This is a genomic window from Vibrio stylophorae (genome assembly GCF_921293875.1).
GTDB classification, from domain to species: domain Bacteria; phylum Pseudomonadota; class Gammaproteobacteria; order Enterobacterales; family Vibrionaceae; genus Vibrio_A; species Vibrio_A stylophorae.
On the sequence record NZ_CAKLDI010000001.1, the window covers coordinates 2,059,040 to 2,078,000 of the forward strand.

Annotated in this window: 16 protein-coding genes and 1 pseudogene; 9 read left to right on the forward strand and 8 right to left on the reverse strand. The window is 47.5% G+C overall.

Features of this window, described 5'->3' with window-relative positions; translation table 11 throughout:
• The first annotated feature begins 4 nt into the window (after window positions 1–4).
• From rlmH to lipA, 8 genes are all read left to right on the forward strand, one after another.
• Window positions 5–475 (forward strand): 23S rRNA (pseudouridine(1915)-N(3))-methyltransferase RlmH, encoded by a 471-nt coding sequence (gene rlmH, locus L9P36_RS09520; RefSeq protein WP_237466444.1) that lies wholly within the window; start codon window positions 5–7, stop codon window positions 473–475.
• A 5-nt stretch (window positions 476–480) separates the two neighbouring features.
• Window positions 481–2,352, forward strand: coding sequence for a penicillin-binding protein 2 (gene mrdA, locus L9P36_RS09525; RefSeq protein WP_237467904.1), 1,872 nt, complete (start codon window positions 481–483; stop codon window positions 2,350–2,352).
• Window positions 2,349–3,464 (forward strand): rod shape-determining protein RodA, encoded by a 1,116-nt coding sequence (gene rodA / locus L9P36_RS09530; RefSeq protein ID WP_237466445.1) that lies wholly within the window; start codon window positions 2,349–2,351, stop codon window positions 3,462–3,464. The genes mrdA and rodA overlap by 4 nt, the downstream gene beginning before the upstream one ends.
• Window positions 3,464–4,255 (forward strand): septal ring lytic transglycosylase RlpA family protein, encoded by a 792-nt coding sequence (locus L9P36_RS09535; protein ID WP_237466446.1) that lies wholly within the window; start codon window positions 3,464–3,466, stop codon window positions 4,253–4,255. The genes rodA and L9P36_RS09535 overlap by 1 nt, the downstream gene beginning before the upstream one ends.
• A gap of 102 nt (window positions 4,256–4,357) precedes the next feature.
• Window positions 4,358–5,527 carry a serine hydrolase gene (locus L9P36_RS09540; protein WP_237466447.1) on the forward strand — a complete coding sequence of 390 codons (1,170 nt, stop codon included), beginning with the start codon at window positions 4,358–4,360 and terminating at the stop codon, window positions 5,525–5,527.
• Between the two features lie 159 nt (window positions 5,528–5,686).
• Complete coding sequence (gene ybeD, locus L9P36_RS09545; RefSeq protein ID WP_237466448.1) at window positions 5,687–5,956, forward strand: DUF493 family protein YbeD; 270 nt, start codon at window positions 5,687–5,689, stop codon at window positions 5,954–5,956.
• A 79-nt stretch (window positions 5,957–6,035) separates the two neighbouring features.
• Window positions 6,036–6,674 (forward strand): lipoyl(octanoyl) transferase LipB, encoded by a 639-nt coding sequence (gene lipB, locus L9P36_RS09550; RefSeq protein WP_290368689.1) that lies wholly within the window; start codon window positions 6,036–6,038, stop codon window positions 6,672–6,674.
• Window positions 6,671–7,636 carry a lipoyl synthase gene (lipA, locus tag L9P36_RS09555; RefSeq protein ID WP_237466449.1) on the forward strand — a complete coding sequence of 322 codons (966 nt, stop codon included), beginning with the start codon at window positions 6,671–6,673 and terminating at the stop codon, window positions 7,634–7,636. The genes lipB and lipA overlap by 4 nt, the downstream gene beginning before the upstream one ends.
• An 83-nt stretch (window positions 7,637–7,719) precedes the next feature.
• Here the strand turns inward: lipA and L9P36_RS09560 are convergent, their stop codons facing one another.
• From L9P36_RS09560 to L9P36_RS09585, 6 genes and pseudogenes are all read right to left on the reverse strand, one after another.
• Entirely contained in the window at window positions 7,720–8,976 is a 1,257-nt protein-coding gene (locus L9P36_RS09560) for a glutamate-5-semialdehyde dehydrogenase (protein WP_237466450.1), read from the reverse strand.
• 10 nt (window positions 8,977–8,986) lie between these two features.
• A complete protein-coding gene (gene proB / locus L9P36_RS09565) occupies window positions 8,987–10,099 on the reverse strand; it encodes a glutamate 5-kinase (protein WP_237466451.1) in 1,113 nt (370 codons plus the stop codon).
• 243 nt (window positions 10,100–10,342) lie between these two features.
• Window positions 10,343–10,744: a sigma factor-binding protein Crl gene (gene crl / locus L9P36_RS09570; RefSeq protein ID WP_237466452.1), complete on the reverse strand. Its 402-nt coding sequence runs from the start codon at window positions 10,742–10,744 to the stop codon at window positions 10,343–10,345.
• A gap of 139 nt (window positions 10,745–10,883) precedes the next feature.
• Complete coding sequence (gene frsA, locus L9P36_RS09575; RefSeq protein ID WP_237466453.1) at window positions 10,884–12,110, reverse strand: esterase FrsA; 1,227 nt, start codon at window positions 12,108–12,110, stop codon at window positions 10,884–10,886.
• 79 nt (window positions 12,111–12,189) lie between these two features.
• On the reverse strand, window positions 12,190–12,648 hold the full coding sequence (gene gpt / locus L9P36_RS09580; protein ID WP_237466454.1) for a xanthine phosphoribosyltransferase: 459 nt from the start codon (window positions 12,646–12,648) through the stop codon (window positions 12,190–12,192).
• Between the two features lie 183 nt (window positions 12,649–12,831).
• Window positions 12,832–14,151, reverse strand: a pseudogene (locus L9P36_RS09585) (NCS2 family permease); the annotation flags it as partial.
• Between the two features lie 920 nt (window positions 14,152–15,071).
• Between L9P36_RS09585 and L9P36_RS09590 the strand changes: the two are divergent.
• Window positions 15,072–16,529 carry an aminoacyl-histidine dipeptidase gene (locus L9P36_RS09590; RefSeq protein ID WP_237466455.1) on the forward strand — a complete coding sequence of 486 codons (1,458 nt, stop codon included), beginning with the start codon at window positions 15,072–15,074 and terminating at the stop codon, window positions 16,527–16,529.
• A gap of 78 nt (window positions 16,530–16,607) precedes the next feature.
• Here the strand turns inward: L9P36_RS09590 and L9P36_RS09595 are convergent, their stop codons facing one another.
• Together L9P36_RS09595 and L9P36_RS09600 are read right to left on the reverse strand one after the other, a co-directional pair.
• Window positions 16,608–17,024: a hypothetical protein gene (locus L9P36_RS09595; protein ID WP_237466456.1), complete on the reverse strand. Its 417-nt coding sequence runs from the start codon at window positions 17,022–17,024 to the stop codon at window positions 16,608–16,610.
• A gap of 153 nt (window positions 17,025–17,177) precedes the next feature.
• Window positions 17,178–18,821, reverse strand: a complete 1,644-nt coding sequence (locus L9P36_RS09600) for a methyl-accepting chemotaxis protein (RefSeq protein WP_237466457.1) — start codon at window positions 18,819–18,821, stop codon at window positions 17,178–17,180.
• Window positions 18,822–18,961: the final 140 nt, after the last annotated feature.

Consider the following 18,961-nt stretch of genomic DNA (forward strand, 5'->3'; position numbering starts at 1 on the left):
CGGCATGAAAATTCAATTAATTGCCGTGGGCACCAAAATGCCAAAATGGGTAGAGCAAGGCTTTGCTGAGTATCAACGCCGCTTTCCCAAAGATATGCCGCTTGAACTGGTTGAAATTAGCGCAGGCAAGCGTGGCAAAAATGCAGATATTGCCCGTATTTTACAAAAAGAGGGACAAGCAACGCTGACCGCAATTCCCAAGGGTAACCGAATCGTCACCCTCGATATTCCTGGCAAACCGTGGACCACACCACAGCTTGCAGAACAATTAGAACAATGGAAATTGGATGGCCGAGATGTCTCCATTTTGATTGGTGGTCCTGAGGGACTATCGCCTGAATGTAAAGCGGCGGCCGATCAAAGCTGGTCGCTTTCACCCTTAACGATGCCCCACCCTTTGGTGCGTATCGTGATGGCTGAAAGCCTCTATCGCGCTTGGAGTATTACCACCAACCATCCCTATCATAGAGAGTAGTTGTGCTGTCCTATCGTCGCACTGAAATTCGAGACCACAATGCGGAATCGGCGCTGTTTTTCCGTCGCGCCGTGGTCTCTTTTGCCGGCATTCTTGCGCTGGTCGGCGTGTTATTGCTCAATCTTTACCATATTCAAGTAAACGAGCATCGCGATTATCAAACGCGCTCCAATGACAACCGCATCAAGGTCGTTCCTGTAGCGCCGAACCGCGGCCTCATTTACGATCGCAACGGCATTCTGCTGGCAGAAAACCGCCCTGTCTTTAACTTGGAACTGACCCCTGAAAAGGTCAAAGATATTCCAGACACATTGGCTCAGCTCAAACAATTGCTGGATCTCTCCGATGATGATCTCAATCGTTTTGATCGCGAACGCCGTCGCACCCGTCGATTTGAAACCGTACCGATTAAAACCCAGCTCACTCAAGAGCAAGTCGCGGTCTTCTCGGTAAACCAACACCGCTTTCCTGGGGTGGAAGTCAAAGCCTATCTCAAACGCTATTACCCCTATGGGGATGCACTGACCCACGTTCTTGGCTATGTTGCGAAAATCAACGACAGCGATCTCGCGCGCTTAGATAAAGAAGATAAACTCGCCAATTACAAAGCCACACGTGATATCGGTAAGCTTGGCATCGAGCGTTTTTATGAAGATACACTTCACGGCACAGCTGGCTATCAAGAGGTAGAGGTCAATAGTCGTGGTCGTATCATCCGCACCTTGAAATACGTACCGCCAGTACCCGGTAAAGATATCGTACTTAACTTAGATATCGACCTGCAGCTGTATATTGCCAAGCTACTGGACAACCGCCGCGGTGCTGTGGTCGTCGTCGACCCGAAAGACAGTGGCATTCTCGCCATGGTCTCAAGTCCAAGCTATGATCCAAACCTGTTTGTGCATGGTATTTCAGGCCGTGAATATGGTGCCCTGCTCAATGATTTAGACCGCCCATTGGTCAACCGAGCCACCTTGGGAATTTACCCCCCTGCTTCCACGGTGAAACCTTTCATTGCTGTTGCTGCGCTCACTGAAGATGTGATTACCCCAACCACCACCCGTAATGATCCGGGGATTTGGCGTATTCCAAATTCAAAAACCCGACCATTCCGTGACTGGCTTCGTTGGGGCCATGGCCCTGTTAATATAGTCAAAGCCATTGAAGAGTCAGTGGACACTTTCTTCTATCAAATCGCTTATGACATGGGCATTGATCGCTTATCCGCATGGATGAAACTTTTTGGTTTCGGCCACCAAACAGGCGTCGATATCCATGAAGAAAGCCCAGCGAATATGCCAACCCGCGAATGGAAACAAGCCCGTTACCGCCAACCTTGGTATCAAGGTGACACCATTCCGGTCGGGATTGGCCAAGGCTACTGGACTGCAACACCGCTTCAGCTTGCTAAAGCCACCACAGTGCTGGTCAACGATGGTGTGGTGCGTGCGCCGCATCTACTTCGTGGCCGCATGGTCAACGATCAAGTTGCCATTAAATCGGTTCCTGTAGAGCACACTATTGTCGGTGTTGACCAAAGTTATTGGGATATTGCCAAAGAAGGGATGCGTCTTGTCGATCATGGTCGCAAAGGGACTGCGCGCCGCGCCTTTGCCAAAACGCCTTATATGACAGCAGGCAAATCAGGCACTGCGCAGGTCTTTGGCCTAGGTGAAGATGAAGATTATGATGCCGATGAAGTGGCTGAGCATCTACGTGACCATGCCCTCTTCACAGCCTATGCCCCTTTCAAGAAACCAGAAGTAGTGGTCTCTATGGTGCTCGAAAATGCCGGTGGTGGCTCCAGTAATGCTGCGCCAATTGTACGTGAAATTTTTGACCACATTTTAGTGGATACAAAAAAGGATAAGAAATGAGTTTGGTTCATTCGCATCGTCAGTCACTGTCGCAGCGTTTTCATATCGATATGCCTCTGCTCTCTGCGATTTTAATCTTGATGGGCTTTGCGTTGATCGTCATGTATAGCGCCAGCGGTCAAAGTATGGGGATGATGGAGCGCCAAGCATTTCGTATGATTTTGGCGCTGGGCGTAATGTTTTGTCTTGCCCAAATTCCGCCGCGCCACTACGAAAATTGGGCACCGCACCTCTACTTTGTCGGTATCTGCCTGTTACTTGGCGTATTGCTCTTTGGTGAAACTTCAAAAGGTGCCCAGCGCTGGCTCAATTTAGGGGTGATTCGTTTTCAGCCCTCAGAGATGATCAAGCTCGCAGTGCCACTGATGGTTGCTCGCTATATCGGTAATAAACCACTGCCGCCAAAGTTACGCTTTATTGCCGTAGCGCTGATGATGGTCTTTGTGCCCACTATTTTAATTGCGAAACAACCCGACTTGGGGACATCAATTCTCATTGCCGCCTCTGGGGTCTTTGTGATCTTTTTATCTGGCATCAGCTGGCGTTTACTGGTGTCTGCAGCCGCTGCTGTAATGGGATTTTTGCCTATCCTCTGGTTTTATCTGATGCATGATTACCAGCGAACCCGCGTGTTAACGCTGTTTAATCCAGAGTCTGACCCACTAGGCGCGGGCTACCATATCATCCAATCAAAAATTGCCATCGGCTCTGGTGGTTTATTTGGTAAAGGCTGGATGCAAGGCACGCAATCACAACTTGAATTCTTGCCTGAGCGTCACACTGACTTTATCTTTGCGGTAATCGCCGAAGAGTGGGGATTAATTGGCGTCATGGCTTTGCTTTGCCTCTACCTTTTTATTATTGGTCGCGGCTTAGTTTTGGCCTCGCGCGCGCAAACTGCTTTTGGCCGAATGATGGCAGGGAGTATTGTTTTAAGCTTCTTCGTCTATATTTTTGTAAACATCGGCATGGTCAGCGGCATCTTGCCCGTGGTTGGTGTGCCACTGCCTCTCGTCAGTTATGGCGGCACCTCCATGGTGACCTTGATGGCAGGCTTTGGTATTTTGATGTCCATCCACACCCATAGAAAATTACTATCGCGAGCGAACTAATGCGTCGATTCCTGTTTATCTTCACAGCCTTACTTTTAGCGGGCTGTGCAAAAGAAGCACCAAAAACTGACGGCCGTTATGAGCTTGCCAATGATGTTGCGCCTGCGCAGCTACCAAGCCATATTCATCAAGAGAGTGCGGTGCCACGTTATGAGCCGCCAAGCCTTGCCGGCAACAAAGACTACACTGTGCGCGGCGTACGCTATCAGGTCCTCAAGAGCCCAACAGCGTTTAGCCAAACCGGCGATGCATCTTGGTATGGTGAAAAGTTTCATGGCCATAAAACCTCCAATGGTGAGGTTTATGACATGTACTCCATGACTGCAGCGCATAAAACATTGCCGCTTCCAAGTTATGTGCGTGTGACCAACTTAAATAACCAAAAAAGTGTGATCGTCCGCGTCAATGATCGTGGCCCATTTCATCAAGGTCGCATTATTGATTTAAGCTATGCCGCTGCACTTAAGCTAGATGTCATTCGAACTGGTACCGCGCCAGTTCAAATTGAATTAATTCCAATGACGCCACCGAATGATAAAGCAGAGTGGCAGTCGAGCAGCACGCACAATTATTGGATTCAACTTGTCGCACTTTCCAATGCAGAAAAAGCAAAAGAAAAAGCAATGGAACTTTCTAAGCAATTTGAGACACCAATAAAGGTTCGCAGTGAAGGTCAAGTTCATCGCTTACGTGCTGGTCCATTTACAAATCGCCATGATGCACTAATGTGGCAGCAAAAATTACAAGCAAAGGGTTTTGACCAAGCGTATATCCTGACCGAAGCCCATTAATTTTACCAATGCTGACATTTGAAGCTGAGCACTGTCTTGGTTTCTTTGGTATAGTATTTGGTAATTACACTCGAATTTAACTTAAGCACTTAAATTTCAATGATGAAAATCTCAACAATTCTAAAAACAGTGGCCACTGGTGCCATGCTCATGTTGTCATCTACCGCGATGGCAGTGCCTTCTGTTGTGCCGGATGCACCTGATATTGCAGCCAAAGGCTATGTCCTGATGGATTTCCATTCAGGCAAAGTGATCGCGTCTAAAAACGCAGAAACACGCCTGCACCCAGCAAGCCTCACCAAGATCATGACCAGTTATGTGATTGGCCAAGCGATCGCTCGTGGCGACATCAGCCTTGACGATACCGTTGTGGTCAGCAAAAACGCATGGTCAACCAACTTCCCTGACTCATCGAAGATGTTCATTGAAGTCGGCACCGAAGTTAAAGTTGCTGACCTGAACCGCGGTATCATCATCCAATCAGGTAACGATGCCTGTGTCGCTATGGCAGAACATGTTGCAGGCTCAGAAGATGCCTTTGTTGATTTGATGAACGCTTGGGCAAAACAGCTTGGCTTGACCCACACTCATTTTGCTAACGTGCATGGCTTGGATAATCCAAACCTATACACCACACCAATGGATATGGCGAAACTAGCGCGTGCGCTGATTCGTGATGTACCTGAAGAGTACAAAATCTACGGCGAAAAAGAGTTCACCTATAACGGCATCAAACAATACAACCGTAACGGTCTATTGTGGGATACCAGCTTGCATGTTGATGGCATGAAAACGGGCCATACCAATAAAGCAGGTTATAGCCTAGTCAGTTCAGCAACTGATGGCGACATGCGTCTGATTGCAGTGGTAATGGGCACAGCGAACGCCAATGCACGTAAAGCTGAAAGTAAAAAGCTATTGAACTATGGCTTCCGCTTCTTTGATACCGTTTCACCACACAAAGCCAACGAAACGCTGATTTCTGAGCGTGTATGGATGGGTGATACCGACGAAGTTGCTCTTGGCGTCAAAGAAGACACCTATGTCACGCTACCTCGTGGTCAAGTGAAAGACCTCAAAACTAACTTTGAAATGAGTAAAGAGTTGGTTGCACCAATCAAAGAAGGTGATGTTGTCGGTACACTTTATTATCAAGTCGATGGTAAAGATGTTGCCAAATATGATCTTGTTGCATTGAATACAGTAGAAAAAGGCGGTTTCTTTAGTCGTTTGATCGACTACATTTTGATGCTGATTCAAAGCTGGTTCTAAGCACATTGAATCTAATGAATAAAGGCACCCACGGGTGCCTTTATTATTTGAGATATTACTTGAAACTTTGTTAGTTAGACCAAATTGCTTCAGACTTGAGTTCTGATGCGAACCCCATTAAGATGCACAGCCACAAATTTCGGCCTGTGAGGAGTACCTATGGAACAGCAAGCCACACTTCGAGATCTACTCGAGTTCCCTTGTCAATTTAGCTATAAAGTCATGGGTCATGCTAATCCTGAACTTGTTGGACGCGTGCTTGAAGTGATTCAGCGTCATGCGCCAGGTGATTACAATCCCAAAGTGACACCAAGTGCAAAAGGGAATTGGCATGCCGTGTCAGTTACCATTACAGCCACAAATATTGATCAAGTCGAAACCCTCTATAAAGAGCTAGGCGAAATCGATATCGTCAAAATGGTTCTGTAATACCCCTACTTTTTGGCGGCTGATCTTTCGGCCGCCAATGGTATACTGCCTCCATTGACCTTGATGGAGTGCCTTATCAGTGTCTCAAATTCTAATAAAAAATCTTGGCCAATGTGAGTATTTACCCACATGGCAAGCCATGGTGGACTTCACCAATCAGCGCGATCAACATACAGATGATCAAATTTGGTTAGTGGAACACCCTGCTGTTTTTACCCAAGGACAAGCGGGTAAAGCAGAGCACCTCCTCAATACCGGTGATATTCCTGTCGTGCAAAGTGATCGCGGCGGACAAGTGACTTACCACGGACCGGGTCAAATTGTCGCTTATGTTCTTATTGACCTAAAACGCGCAAAAATCACTGTGCGTGAACTGGTCAGCGCCCTTGAAAATAGTGTGATTGCTACACTCGCCCATTATGGCGTTGAATCGCGCGCACGCGCAGATGCCCCGGGAGTGTATGTTGGCGATGACAAAATTTGTTCATTGGGACTACGAATTCGTCGCGGCTGCAGCTTTCATGGATTGGCACTTAATATTAATATGGATCTTCAGCCTTTTGAGCGAATCAACCCCTGTGGTTATGCGGGCATGAAAATGACCCAGCTCAGCCAACTGGGTGGGCCAACACAGATAGAAGCGGTCATTCCAGTGTTAACCGAAGCCCTTATAAAAGAAATCAACCGCAACCAGCATTCAATGGAAAGCAATTTATGAGCAAACCAATCGAAATGGAACGCGGTGTTAAATACCGCGACGCCGATAAAATGGCGCTCATTCCAGTCAAAAATATGCAGGTCGAAGAAAAACCTGTATTGAAAAAACCAGACTGGATGAAAATCAAGCTCCCTTCGGACAGCAAGCGCATCCAAGAGATCAAAGCAACCATGCGGGAGCATAAGTTGCACTCTGTTTGTGAAGAAGCATCCTGCCCAAACCTAGCTGAATGTTTTAACCACGGTACGGCGACCTTTATGATTTTGGGCGCCATCTGTACCCGTCGTTGCCCATTCTGCGATGTTGCCCATGGTCGTCCATTAACACCAGACGCCAATGAGCCAGCCCATCTTGGTACCACCATTCAAGCAATGAAACTCAAATATGTGGTGGTGACCTCAGTGGATCGCGATGATCTTCGAGATGGCGGCGCGCAGCATTTTGCTGACTGCATTCGTGAAATTCGCGGCCAGAATCCAGGTATCAAAATTGAAACCCTTGTGCCCGATTTTCGTGGTCGTATGGATGTGGCATTGGATCTACTCAAAGACAATCCACCGGATGTCTTTAACCACAACCTAGAAACTGCACCGCGCCTTTATCGTCGCGCACGTCCAGGTGCCAACTACAAATGGTCTTTGGAGCTACTGAAACGCTTTAAGGAGATGCATCCTGAAGTACCAACCAAATCTGGTTTGATGATGGGTCTAGGTGAAACCAAAGAGGAGATCGTTGAAGTTCTCAAAGATCTTCGCGCGCACGGTGTCACCATGCTCACGCTTGGCCAATATTTAGCACCAAGCCGCCATCACCTTCCTGTGGAGCGCTACGTGCCACCAGAAGAGTTTGACGAGCTCAAGGCCATTGCACTAGAGCTTGGCTTTACCCATGCAGCCTGTGGTCCATTTGTACGTTCGTCGTACCATGCTGACCTACAAGCGCAAGGTGTGGATGTAGGCTAACGACAGAACAGCCATGCCATTTGCAATAAAAAAGCGAGCTTCAAGCTCGCTTTTTTGATGTCGATAAAACTTACGCAGCATCATTATGCGCGAATCAGATCGTCACCAATACCAATCCATTTATAAGTCGTTAACGCTTCCAGCCCCATTGGGCCTCGGGCATGAAGTTTTTGCGTACTTACGGCCACTTCTGCGCCCAAACCAAATTGGCCGCCATCGGTAAAGCGAGTCGAGGCATTGACATATACAGCCGCCGCGTCCACTTCATGGGTAAAACGCTCTGCATTGTGTAGTGATTGCGTCAAAATCGCCTCTGAGTGCTGTGACGTATGCTGACGGATATGAGCAATGGCTTCATCCAAATCAGCCACAATCTTGGCATTTAGATTCAAACTCACCCACTCTTGGTCAAAATCACCGGCTTTTAGCGCTTCAACGCTCATACCACCTTGCTCAAGCCAAGTTTTTGCCTCGCCTTCCGCATGACCAATCACCTTTGATTGGGCCAAGGTTTGCGCAAGCTTCGGTAAAAACTGCTGCGCCACGGCTTGGTGAACCAATACAGTATCCAGTGCGTTACACACGCTTGGGCGCTGCACTTTGGCATTTTCAACCAGCGCGACCGCTTTATCCAAATGTGCACTTTCATCAACGAACATATGGCAAATGCCAATCCCACCGGTGATTACTGGAATCGTTGATTGTTCTTTGCAAAGCTGATGCAAACCTGCGCCACCGCGAGGAATAATCATATCCACATATTGATCAAGCTTAAGTAGCTCAGCCACATAGCGGCGGTCTGGATCGCGAATATATTGAATCGCAGTGGCTGGCAAACCAGCGTTTTCAAGACCCGCTTGAATTTGCTCAATCAACACCAAATTAGAATGAATGGTCTCTTTACCACCGCGCATAATCACTGCGTTGCCCGTTTTCAGGCACAAACCCGCAACGTCTATGGTTACATTTGGGCGCGCTTCATAAATCGTGCCCACCACGCCAAGCGGAACGCGGCGACGGCTTAAGCGCAAACCATTTTCAAGCGCGCAGCCATCAATCACCTCCCCCACAGGATCAGGTAGTGCAATCACATGGCGAAGGTCAGCAATAATGCCAGCTAAACGACCTTCATCAAGCAATAAACGGTCTAACAATGCATCAGATAAACCATTGGCACGCCCTGCTTCAATATCTTTGCCATTGGCCGCAAGGATCGCCGATACATTTTGCTCAAGCTGAACCGCAATGGCTTCAAGCGCTTGGTTTTTTTGCGCGGTATTCAGCATGGCAAGCTGATAACTTGCTTGGCGCGCATCGGCGCCCATTTTTTGCATGTCCATGGGGTTATCCTTATATCAAAACAAGATCGTCACGGTGGATTGCCACGTGACCATATTCATAGCCCAAAATTTCACCAATGCGATCGCTGTGCTGGCCCATAATCAGTGCCATCTCTTTGGCATCATAACGGCATAAACCGCGACCAATGACATGACCTTCAGCATCACACAAACGCACTAAACAGCCACGGCGAAAATCACCACGAATCGCAGTGATCCCCTTCGGTAGTAGACTGCTATTTTTAGTCGTGACAGCAGCGACAGCGCCAGCATCCAGCACAATATCACCCGATGCTGGCGGCCCAGCTAAGATCCATTGTTTACGACTTTCAAGCGGCGAAGTCATAGCCAGAAAACGCGTGCCCTCGGCATCACCATTGACCACATCCTGAATCAGCTGTGGCTGACCACCAGCGGCAATCGTTACTTCAATTCCAGCGCGGCGCGCGATATCCGCCGCTTGTAATTTAGTCGCCATACCGCCCGTACCAAGCGTCGTGCCACTGCCACCCGCAAGTTTGCGCAAGGTCTCATCAATGGTATGAACTTCGCGAATCAGCTCTGCATTTGGGTTTGTGCGTGGATCAGCAGTAAATAAACCGCGCTGATCAGTCAACAAAATCAGTTTATCGGCATGTGCCAAAATGGCCACCATGGCGGACAAATTGTCATTATCTCCCACTTTAATTTCAGTGGTCGCCACCGCATCATTTTCGTTAATGACAGGAATAATATCGTGTTCAAGCAATGTCATTAAGGTATCACGGGCATTCAGGTAACGACCGCGATCATCTAAATCCGCGCGCGTTAACAACATTTGTCCAACGTGATAGCCATAAATAGCAAAGAGCTCTTCCCATACATGAATCAAGCGACTTTGGCCCACCGCTGCAAGCATCTGTTTACTTGCCACGGTTTTGGGCAATTCCGGGTAACCCAAATGTTCGCGACCCGCAGCAATCGCTGCAGAGGTGACGACAATGACTTGGTGCCCTTGGCGCTTAAGCGCAACGCACTGGCGAACCAATTCCAGCATATGGGCGCGATCAAGCTTTAATGAACCGCCAGTAAGCACGCTGGAGCCAAATTTTACCACCACACGTTGTGATGGTCGGGTTTCCATTTCCGAAAGCCGCTGTTGCATGGGTTTTACTTCATCAATAAAAAAAGAATGGACACTTCTTTTATCAATCACGCCATCAAAGGGCAAGTGCTTTATTGCAATTGATATTTTGGTCTTTGGATAATGATGTAAAAGCGCCTTTCATTAGAGAAGGATGCCAGTTTTTCAGTGCTTTTTAACCGATCCTTTGGCGCACAAAAAAGACCACCTTGGTGGTCTTTTTGAGAGCGGCAACAGCTTAAATCAACTCACTGAGCTGAGCGCGGCTGAAGCGCGCAATTGTAATTGCCACTGGTCTTCCACCACAGCACTCAATTTATCGAGAAAATCGTGCAGCGATTGATCCACGTCCGATTTGCGTTTGGCGGGTATTTCTGTGTCCAGCCACTCTCCGCGCTCATCATATTTGCCATAGTGAACTTGATACTCAAAACCTTGTTCAGAAGGCGTTAAATAGAGCCACCACCCCCAAAATTCACGCGCTTCAGGCGCTTTTTTGGCATTTAAACAAAACGAAAGACAATCAAAAAAATAACTGGATTCACTACTTTTCTGCTCACGCAAATAGGGGCCAATGGCATTAAATTTAGTAATGGTACGGCCATAACTGAGCGGCTGAGCTGATGGCGTTGTTGTATTTGGCATAAGCGACATCCCTGTTGTTGTTATCATGACTAATGAATTGTTATGAAATCAACACAACAATTAACATCTTTATAACACACAAGATTCTCACGCTAAGGTTCAAATCTCAACAATTTGAGATGTCACACAACTATTTGTCTTAAAGAAAAGACTTACACCAATCAATCGCTGTCGCAATGCATTGGTCATAGGCATCCAACAAAGGTTGCTTACTCACCATTTTTGCGGTGCCTTTTTGGCTGGCACGCGCCAGCAAATCTAAATCCGATTTAGGGCAGGTGAGATCATCATGGATTCCCAATGCTAAAATAGGCACTGACGTTGCACGACCTGACAATAATCCCTGCGTTTTCAGCGACCATGCTGGCAATTGGCGCAGCAATGAATCTCGCTTGATATTTTGCACGCCCATGCGTGAAGCAAAAATATCCAAATACATTTGTGGCACTGGCCAGTGTTTCGGGGCATTGGCTAAAAGGTGATGAAACATTCCTTGCAGCACCACCACACCTTTGAGTTGTGAAGGCGCCATAAAGGCCAAGCGCGCTGCAACATTGCCGCCAAAGCGAAAACCAAAAGCAAAGACCTGATGATGATCTACCCATGGTACTTCTGGTAAATAATCCAACAATGATTGGTGCAAATGACTGGTGTCTTGGGTTAAAGAAAAACTCTGATTGGTTCCCATAGAAGGCATATCTAGGGTTAACATCGCAATCCCTGCCGGCGCTAAATAATGCTCAAACAACTGCCAATAATCGCTCTGTAAGCTATCCAAACCACCGCAAATAATGGCCACAGGCTGCGTGCGCTCCGTAGTGGTCAGGTGCAGCGTTGCCTGAATGGTTTTACCTTGGTAGATCCATTCCAACTGCTTAACCGGATAATCTTGCAGTGTCATTGCCTCTTTATAGGCTTTTTGTGCCAGTGTTTCAGATTTGGTGGCAAGCACATCCCCTTTGATATGTGGAAAGCCCGCAATACTAAAATAGAGACTGGCTTTGAGCTGCTCTTGCTTGGCGCGCTCACGGTCCTCATCCATCTTGGCTTGAATCGCCAATTTTTGATGTGCCATGGCCTGCTGATTCCACTCGTAGCCCCAGTTACCAGGAACATCGCCAATCACGGTATCAAGCCAGCTTGCTTCACTCCGTGGATTATCCGACGCCGCAATACGCGCCAAAATTTGTTCAACTTCAACAGGATCAGTACCCAGCCATGCCCAATAGGCGCGGCGTAAATGGCGATACCAAGCCCCCTCAATCGGCACTTGGTTATCCTCACCAACGCAGCGCACCAAGGTCGATGTCTCTGGTACTTTATATTGGGGTTTAAAAAGCTTTTCCGATAAATTCTGTCGCGGCACGACGACCTCTCCTCAATCCTTTACCGACCATAAAAAAATGGCCCATTAGGGCCATTTTAGGTAATTATTTCTCGGCAAATCAATGTTTGCTGATCGGCTCAATGTAACCAACCACCATATCCCATGGTTGCTCGATCCATGTGTCTTGCGCAATATCGACCACGTAGTCATCAACCAGATGCGCACCCGCAGGTTTTGCACACACAGTAACAAATTTGGCCTTTGGATAGATCTCACGGATCACTTGCGCAGTGCCGCCACTGTCCACTAAGTCATCGATCACGATAAAGCCTTCACCGTCACCTTCGGCTTTTTTCAACACACGCATATCACGTTGATGATCATGGTCATAGCTAGAGATACAAATGGTATCTACATAGCGAATACCGAGTTCACGAGCGAGAATTGCAGCTGGAACCAAACCGCCACGACTTACCGCAATAATGCCTTTCCACTGCTGTGCAGGAAGAAGACGACTCGCAAGCTCGCGGGAGTACATTTGCATGTTGTCCCAGGTGATGATGAATTTTTTAGTCATAATTTAGAACTACCTTCGGGTCGAAACCCTTATCTTTCTTTAAGTGCTGCATCTGCAGTGGCATTAAGCCACTGCAGCAAAAATCATTTGGCTCGCATCACCCATTTGTGGCAATAGCATTGAGACCGCTTCAGCAGCTTCTTTTACTGTTTCATCAGCAAAGAAGGTCTTTTGTAAGTAAGGTACAAGATACATCAGAACAAACACAGTTGAGATGATCCATGTCCCAACGCTGATTTCACGAGCGCGGCCACTGAAAACTTTAATCGCAGTATACGAAATAAATCCAAGAACGATACCGTGAGCAATCGAGTATGTTAGCGGGATCATGAGTGCCACAATTACCACAGGTGCCGCTTCAGTCAAATCACGCCAATCAACGCTCACCAAACCAGCCATCATCAAAATCGCAACATAGAAAAGTGCGCCAGCTGTGGCATAGCTTGGAATCATCCCCGCCAGCGGTGCAAAGAACAGGCTCACCAAAAATAGGCAACCGACAACCACAGCCGTTAGACCAGTACGACCACCAGCAGCCACACCGGCCACACTTTCAACATAAGAGGTGGTGTTTGATGTACCCAACACAGCACCGACAGTGGTTGCCGTACTATCCGCAATCAAAGCGCGACCCAAACGAGGAATACGGCCATCTTCTTTAATCATATCGGCTTTTTGCGCGACGCCTACCAAGGTGCCAGCGGTATCAAAAAGGTCAACAAAAAGGAATGCAAAAACAACCGTGGCAAAGGAGATCACCGCCGCCATGGTGGTTGGGTTTTTCTCAGTCACGGTATACATCGCACTGAAATCAAGCTGGGCAAAAGTTGGCGCCAAGCTCGGTGGCATGCCGATGATGCCCGTAAATTCGTGGTCGGTGAAAATCAAACCAATGGTGGTGATCAGCAAAATCACCAACAAAGTTGCGCCGCGGACGCCGCGCACAGACAGGGCTACGGTCAAGAAGAAGGCCAGACCCGCCATTACTACTGGGAACTGCGCCAAATTACCCATAGAGACCAAAATACCTTGCGCATCAACCACCAAACCTGTGCCCTGCGCTGCAATAAAGGCAAGGAACAAACCGATACCTGCCGAAATGCCAAGGCGTAAAGATTTTGGAATAGAGTTAATAATCAGTTCACGAATGCCAAAGAGGCTAAGCAAAATGAACAGCACACCTGAACAGAATACGGCAGCCAACGCAGCTTGCCAGCTATACCCCATGCCAAAGCAAACGCTAAAGGTAAAAAAGGCGTTCAAACCCATACCTGGTGCTTGCGCCACAGGATAGTTCGCCAAAAAGCCCATCACAAAACAGCCAATCGCAGCAGCCAAAGCGGTAGCAACAAAGACTGCGTCTTTATCCATCCCTGTCATCGACAATAAATTTGGGTTAACCGCAAGAATATAGGCCATTGCAAGGAAAGTGGTGATCCCTGCGGTGATTTCAGTGCGCACCGTGGTGCCGCTTTCTGAAAGTTTAAACAGTCGCTCTAACATGGTTCTCGGTTCCTTGGAGAATAAACGATTGATTTTTTAGTGACGGCAACGTTTGCGTTGCTCATATGGCGGGCGATTATAAGGTCGAAAAACGGTGTTTTCCACTCATTTAATAACAATTTCCTGAATAATGCGTTAAAGGCAGAAGGAAGCTTTTCAGGCACTTTGCACATCATTTTGAATTGAGAGCAAAAGCAAGTTTTATATCAATTAGATAGATAAATAGAGGGGTAAAAAGATTGGCTAAACAAGCGGGGTTATGAATCACATTACAGGCTTAGAGCAAGCGTTTACTTGCGTGTGAAAAGTGTTCTTTTTATCGCACATCCTCACCAACACTCCAGATACGCAAGGCTCGGGGGAAATTGAGGATAAAAAAAACCAGCCGAGGTCGGCTGGCACGAATATCAAAATTTAACTTCCATGAAAAGTTAATCTGTTCAACAAAAAGAAATAGGGGGTGAAACAAACATCAGTCACACCAGTTTCAATACTATTTAGTAACCAAAACTAGTTGGGTAAGGAAACATCCCCGTATACACATTGGGCATGTTCCAAAATTGGTGAGATACAAAACCACTCATCACAAAAACCTCAATCAAATAAAACACTTAAAAGTGTCTAAACCAGCTACAAAAGTAGCTTCCCTGATCTCGGTTCCATGGAGAATACTCTCATCCTTGCAACGTCAATGCGATGTCCATTGACGATGATTGCAGTATACTTGTTTGTAATTTAATTACAAGACTTTTTGTAAATTGACGATCAAAAAAACAAAACAAGCGCATTAATGCACCACAAAACACTGCGTTCTGTAATTTAATTACCATAATTTCATCATGGGAAAATTAGACCGCTGGTCGAGCCAGATCTCCGGTGTTATGCTAAACGCTTCGTTCTACATTGACCAAGGAGTCACTGTGTCTGACATCAGTAAACTAGAACCACAACGCCTATGGCGCTGGTTTGATACCATCTGTCAAATTCCTCATCCATCCAAACATGAAGATGCGCTCGCTGCACATATCGTGTCTTGGGCACAATCTCGCCAGCTAGATGTAAGCCGCGATTCAGTTGGCAACATTCGCATTGCTAAACCTGCGACAGCAGGTATGGAATCGCGTGCGGGTGTGATTATGCAGGCGCACCTTGATATGGTGCCGCAAAAAACAGATGACAGTCACCACGACTTCACCACAGACCCAATTTTGCCCTATGTCGATGGCGAATGGGTGACCGCCACACAAACCACCCTTGGTGCTGACAATGGCATGGGGATGGCAGCTTGTTTAGCAGTGCTTGAAAGTGATGATATCGCGCATGGTCCGTTAGAAGTCCTACTCACCATCGACGAAGAAGCGGGCATGACCGGTGCCTTTGGTTTGCAATCAGGTTGGTTACAGGGCGAATACTTGCTCAATACCGACTCTGAACAAGAAGGTGAAATCTATATGGGCTGCGCCGGTGGCGAAGATGCGCTCATCACCTTGCCCATTACTTGGCAAACCGCGCCTGCAGATACGACCCATCTACGAATTGAAATTAGCGGCCTGAAAGGTGGCCACTCCGGTTGTGATATCGATACCGGTCGTGCCAATGCCAACCAACTGCTCGCACGTTTACTCAGCAAGGCACAAAATCAATTTGATTTTGAAATCAGTGCCCTCTCAGGCGGTACGCTTCGCAACGCAATTCCACGTCAGGCTGAAGTGATCCTTCATAGCAAGCAATCTTTGGCTGATTGGCAAAGCTTTGTCTCTGCATTTGAAGCAGAACTTAAAGCGCATTTGGGCCATACCGAAACTGGGCTGCAATGCACCCTTGAAAGCAGCGATGCAGCGAAGCAAACACTCACCGCCGCGAGCCAAATTCGCCTGATCTCTCTTTTAATGGCAGCACCAAATGGCGTGATGCGTATGAGTGACGTGATCCATGGCGTGGTTGAAACCTCCCTCAACCTTGGGATTGTTCGCCTTGAGTCTGATCATGCCAGCCTTTGTTTCTTGATCCGCGCACTGCTTGATGAAGGCAAAGAGATGGTGAAACATCAGCTCACCAGCCTTGCATCACTTAGTGAAAGTGATATTGCTTTTGCTGGCAGCTATCCTGGCTGGGCACCGGATGATCAATCACCCTTGATGCATTTGGTAAAAGCTTGTTATGTCGATGCCTATGGCTTTGAGCCAAAAATCAATGTGATTCACGCCGGTCTTGAGTGTGGTCTATTCAAACAGCCTTATCCGCATTTGGATATGATCTCCTACGGTCCAACCATCAAGTTCCCGCACTCACCTGATGAGAAAGTGGAAATTGCAAGTGTGGCTAAATTCTGGCAACAAACACAGCTGATTTTGGCGAACATTCCACAAGCGAAATAACCGCTCGCAATCCCATTGAGAACGGTCATAAAAAAGAGGCGTTATGCCTCTTTTTTATAGCTTGCGCGATACACTTTGTTAAAACAAACCATCTACCTTATCTTTGGCTTCATCGGCTTGGTCATCCATTCCCTCTTTCATCTCATCGCCATAACCGTCGACTTTATCCTCGACATGATCCATATCTTTTGTCGCATCGTGCTCCATATCTTTCACTTTATCTTCCATCTCAGCCATTTTGGCTTCTTTTTTCTCGTGTGCTTTTTCCTGCATATCTTGGTTTAGATTGGTGCTAAAGCTTTCGTCATGCTCTACGGCATTGGCTTGCTGAAGCGGTTTTTTCAAGGACTCTGGCACACCATCAAGATGACTTTTTGCTTCATCGACCATCTCTGAAATGCTTTGTGAATCGTGACCATCTGCCCAAGCAATATGGGCACTAAAGGCCATCATCAGCGCTGTCGCAACACTCATTGTTGTTTTCACTAAACTCATTCACCCTACCTCTGCTGATTTAACATCCCTTCAAGTGTGTGCGAAAAACAAAGGGACACCAGCGAAGTGATGACTTAATTTTGAAACGCTGCGATAAAAAAACAGCCTGCATCCGTTAGAAAATGCAGGCTGGCGCCAAGTCAGTAAGCCAGATTAAAGCTCAAATCTCGCCACCAATGTACCCAGCTGATTGGAAAGCTGTAATAGCTCGTCGCTGGACAGATTCAAGGCTTTAGTCATCTCTGCCGTTGTTGCGATCCGTTGATGGATATCTTCCACATTTTGATTGATATCGTTCACCACACTGGATTGTTCTTCTGTGGCTGTTGCCACTTGAATATTTTGATCATTGATACTGGCCACATGCTGATGGATACGATCCAGCACTTCAGTCACACGCGTGGCAAACTCCACCACCTGAATATTCTGCGCCTGCCCTTTTTCCATCGCTTGAACTGCGCGCTGTGATTCCCCCTCAAGGGAGTCAATCACCCGCTGAATCTCTTCCGTTGATTCAGCCGAGCGACTGGCAAGCGTGCGCACCTCATCTGCAACCACGGCAAATCCACGCCCCTGCTCACCTGCGCGCGCCGCTTCAATGGCAGCATTGAGCGCTAATAAATTAGTTTGTTCTGAAATGCCGCGAATGATGTCGAGGATATCGCGAATCGCATAAATCTGAGTGGCAAGCGTCGACACCACTTGCGCCGCTTGATTGAGCTCTTGATCAAGTACTTTAACGTGGCTACGTGCTTGACCCATAATCTGCTGCCCCTGATCTGCATCCACATTGGCAAGCTTGGCGCTCTCTGCAGCATGCGCGGCATTATTCGCAATTTCGCCCACAGTCGCCCCAAGCTCATGCATGGCTGTTGCGACTTGCTCTACACGATCGCGCTGCTGCATACTATTTTGCTCCGTATCCTCGGCGCGCGAATAGATGCCTTGAGAGACCTTGGCAAGCGTCTGCGCCGATTGACTCACCTCGGTCAGCGCTTGATGAATATTGCCTACAAATTGGTTATAACTTTTGGCAATGGCCGATAGCTCATCTTGCCCTGACAATTCTATATGCTGTGTTAAACACAAATTTTTCGTTGCATCATCAATACCGCGGCGCAGCATATCCACTCGCAAGCGCATTTGATAAACAATCCAGCCAGCACACCCCATGGAAATGAGGAGTCCAAGCCCGACAACAATCGGCTCTTCACGATGCGCCGTTTGCGCAAATGACTCAGCTACTTGATATTGCGCTTTCGCCTCTTGAACAATGCTATCAAGCAGTGATTCCGCCTCTTTTCTCGCGCTGCCATAGCTCGACGCATAACGCGCATAGTAGCTTTGCGCCGTCACAAAATCGCCAGCCTCAAGCGCAACAAACATCGGCTCCAGCTCTTGGCTCACCATCTGATTAAAGTGTGATTGAAATGCCTTCGTTTGCTCTATGAGCTCAGGCTTCACCTGTGATTGAATCGCAGTTTCAAGCGCTTGCTGCATCTGCGGAATATCTTCATTACGCGCATCCTGAATACGCGAGATCACACCGCGTGCATCACGCAGTCCCGTTTGCTGTAAAAACATCATGTCGATGCCAACGCGCATACGTGGAATTCTGGAGGAAACTTCAGCCATGGAACGAAGCGGCATCACGCTATTGCGGTATAAATGATCCGATTGAACTTGCATCGCAGAGATGGACCACATGCCAAGAATGCCAACGCCAAGCAAGGCAATACATGGAATTGCAACAGCGATAACCAATCGCATTCTGATAGTTAGACGATCGATAAACATACATTTTCCCTTATCAATGATGGGCGCCATGCCCGCATCGTGCTTTCATGAGAAAACGAAGCAAAAGGGATGCTCAAATTGACCAATTGGTATTTTATCGTTCAGATTTTCGCCAGATATCACAGCGCAAAGTTAAATAG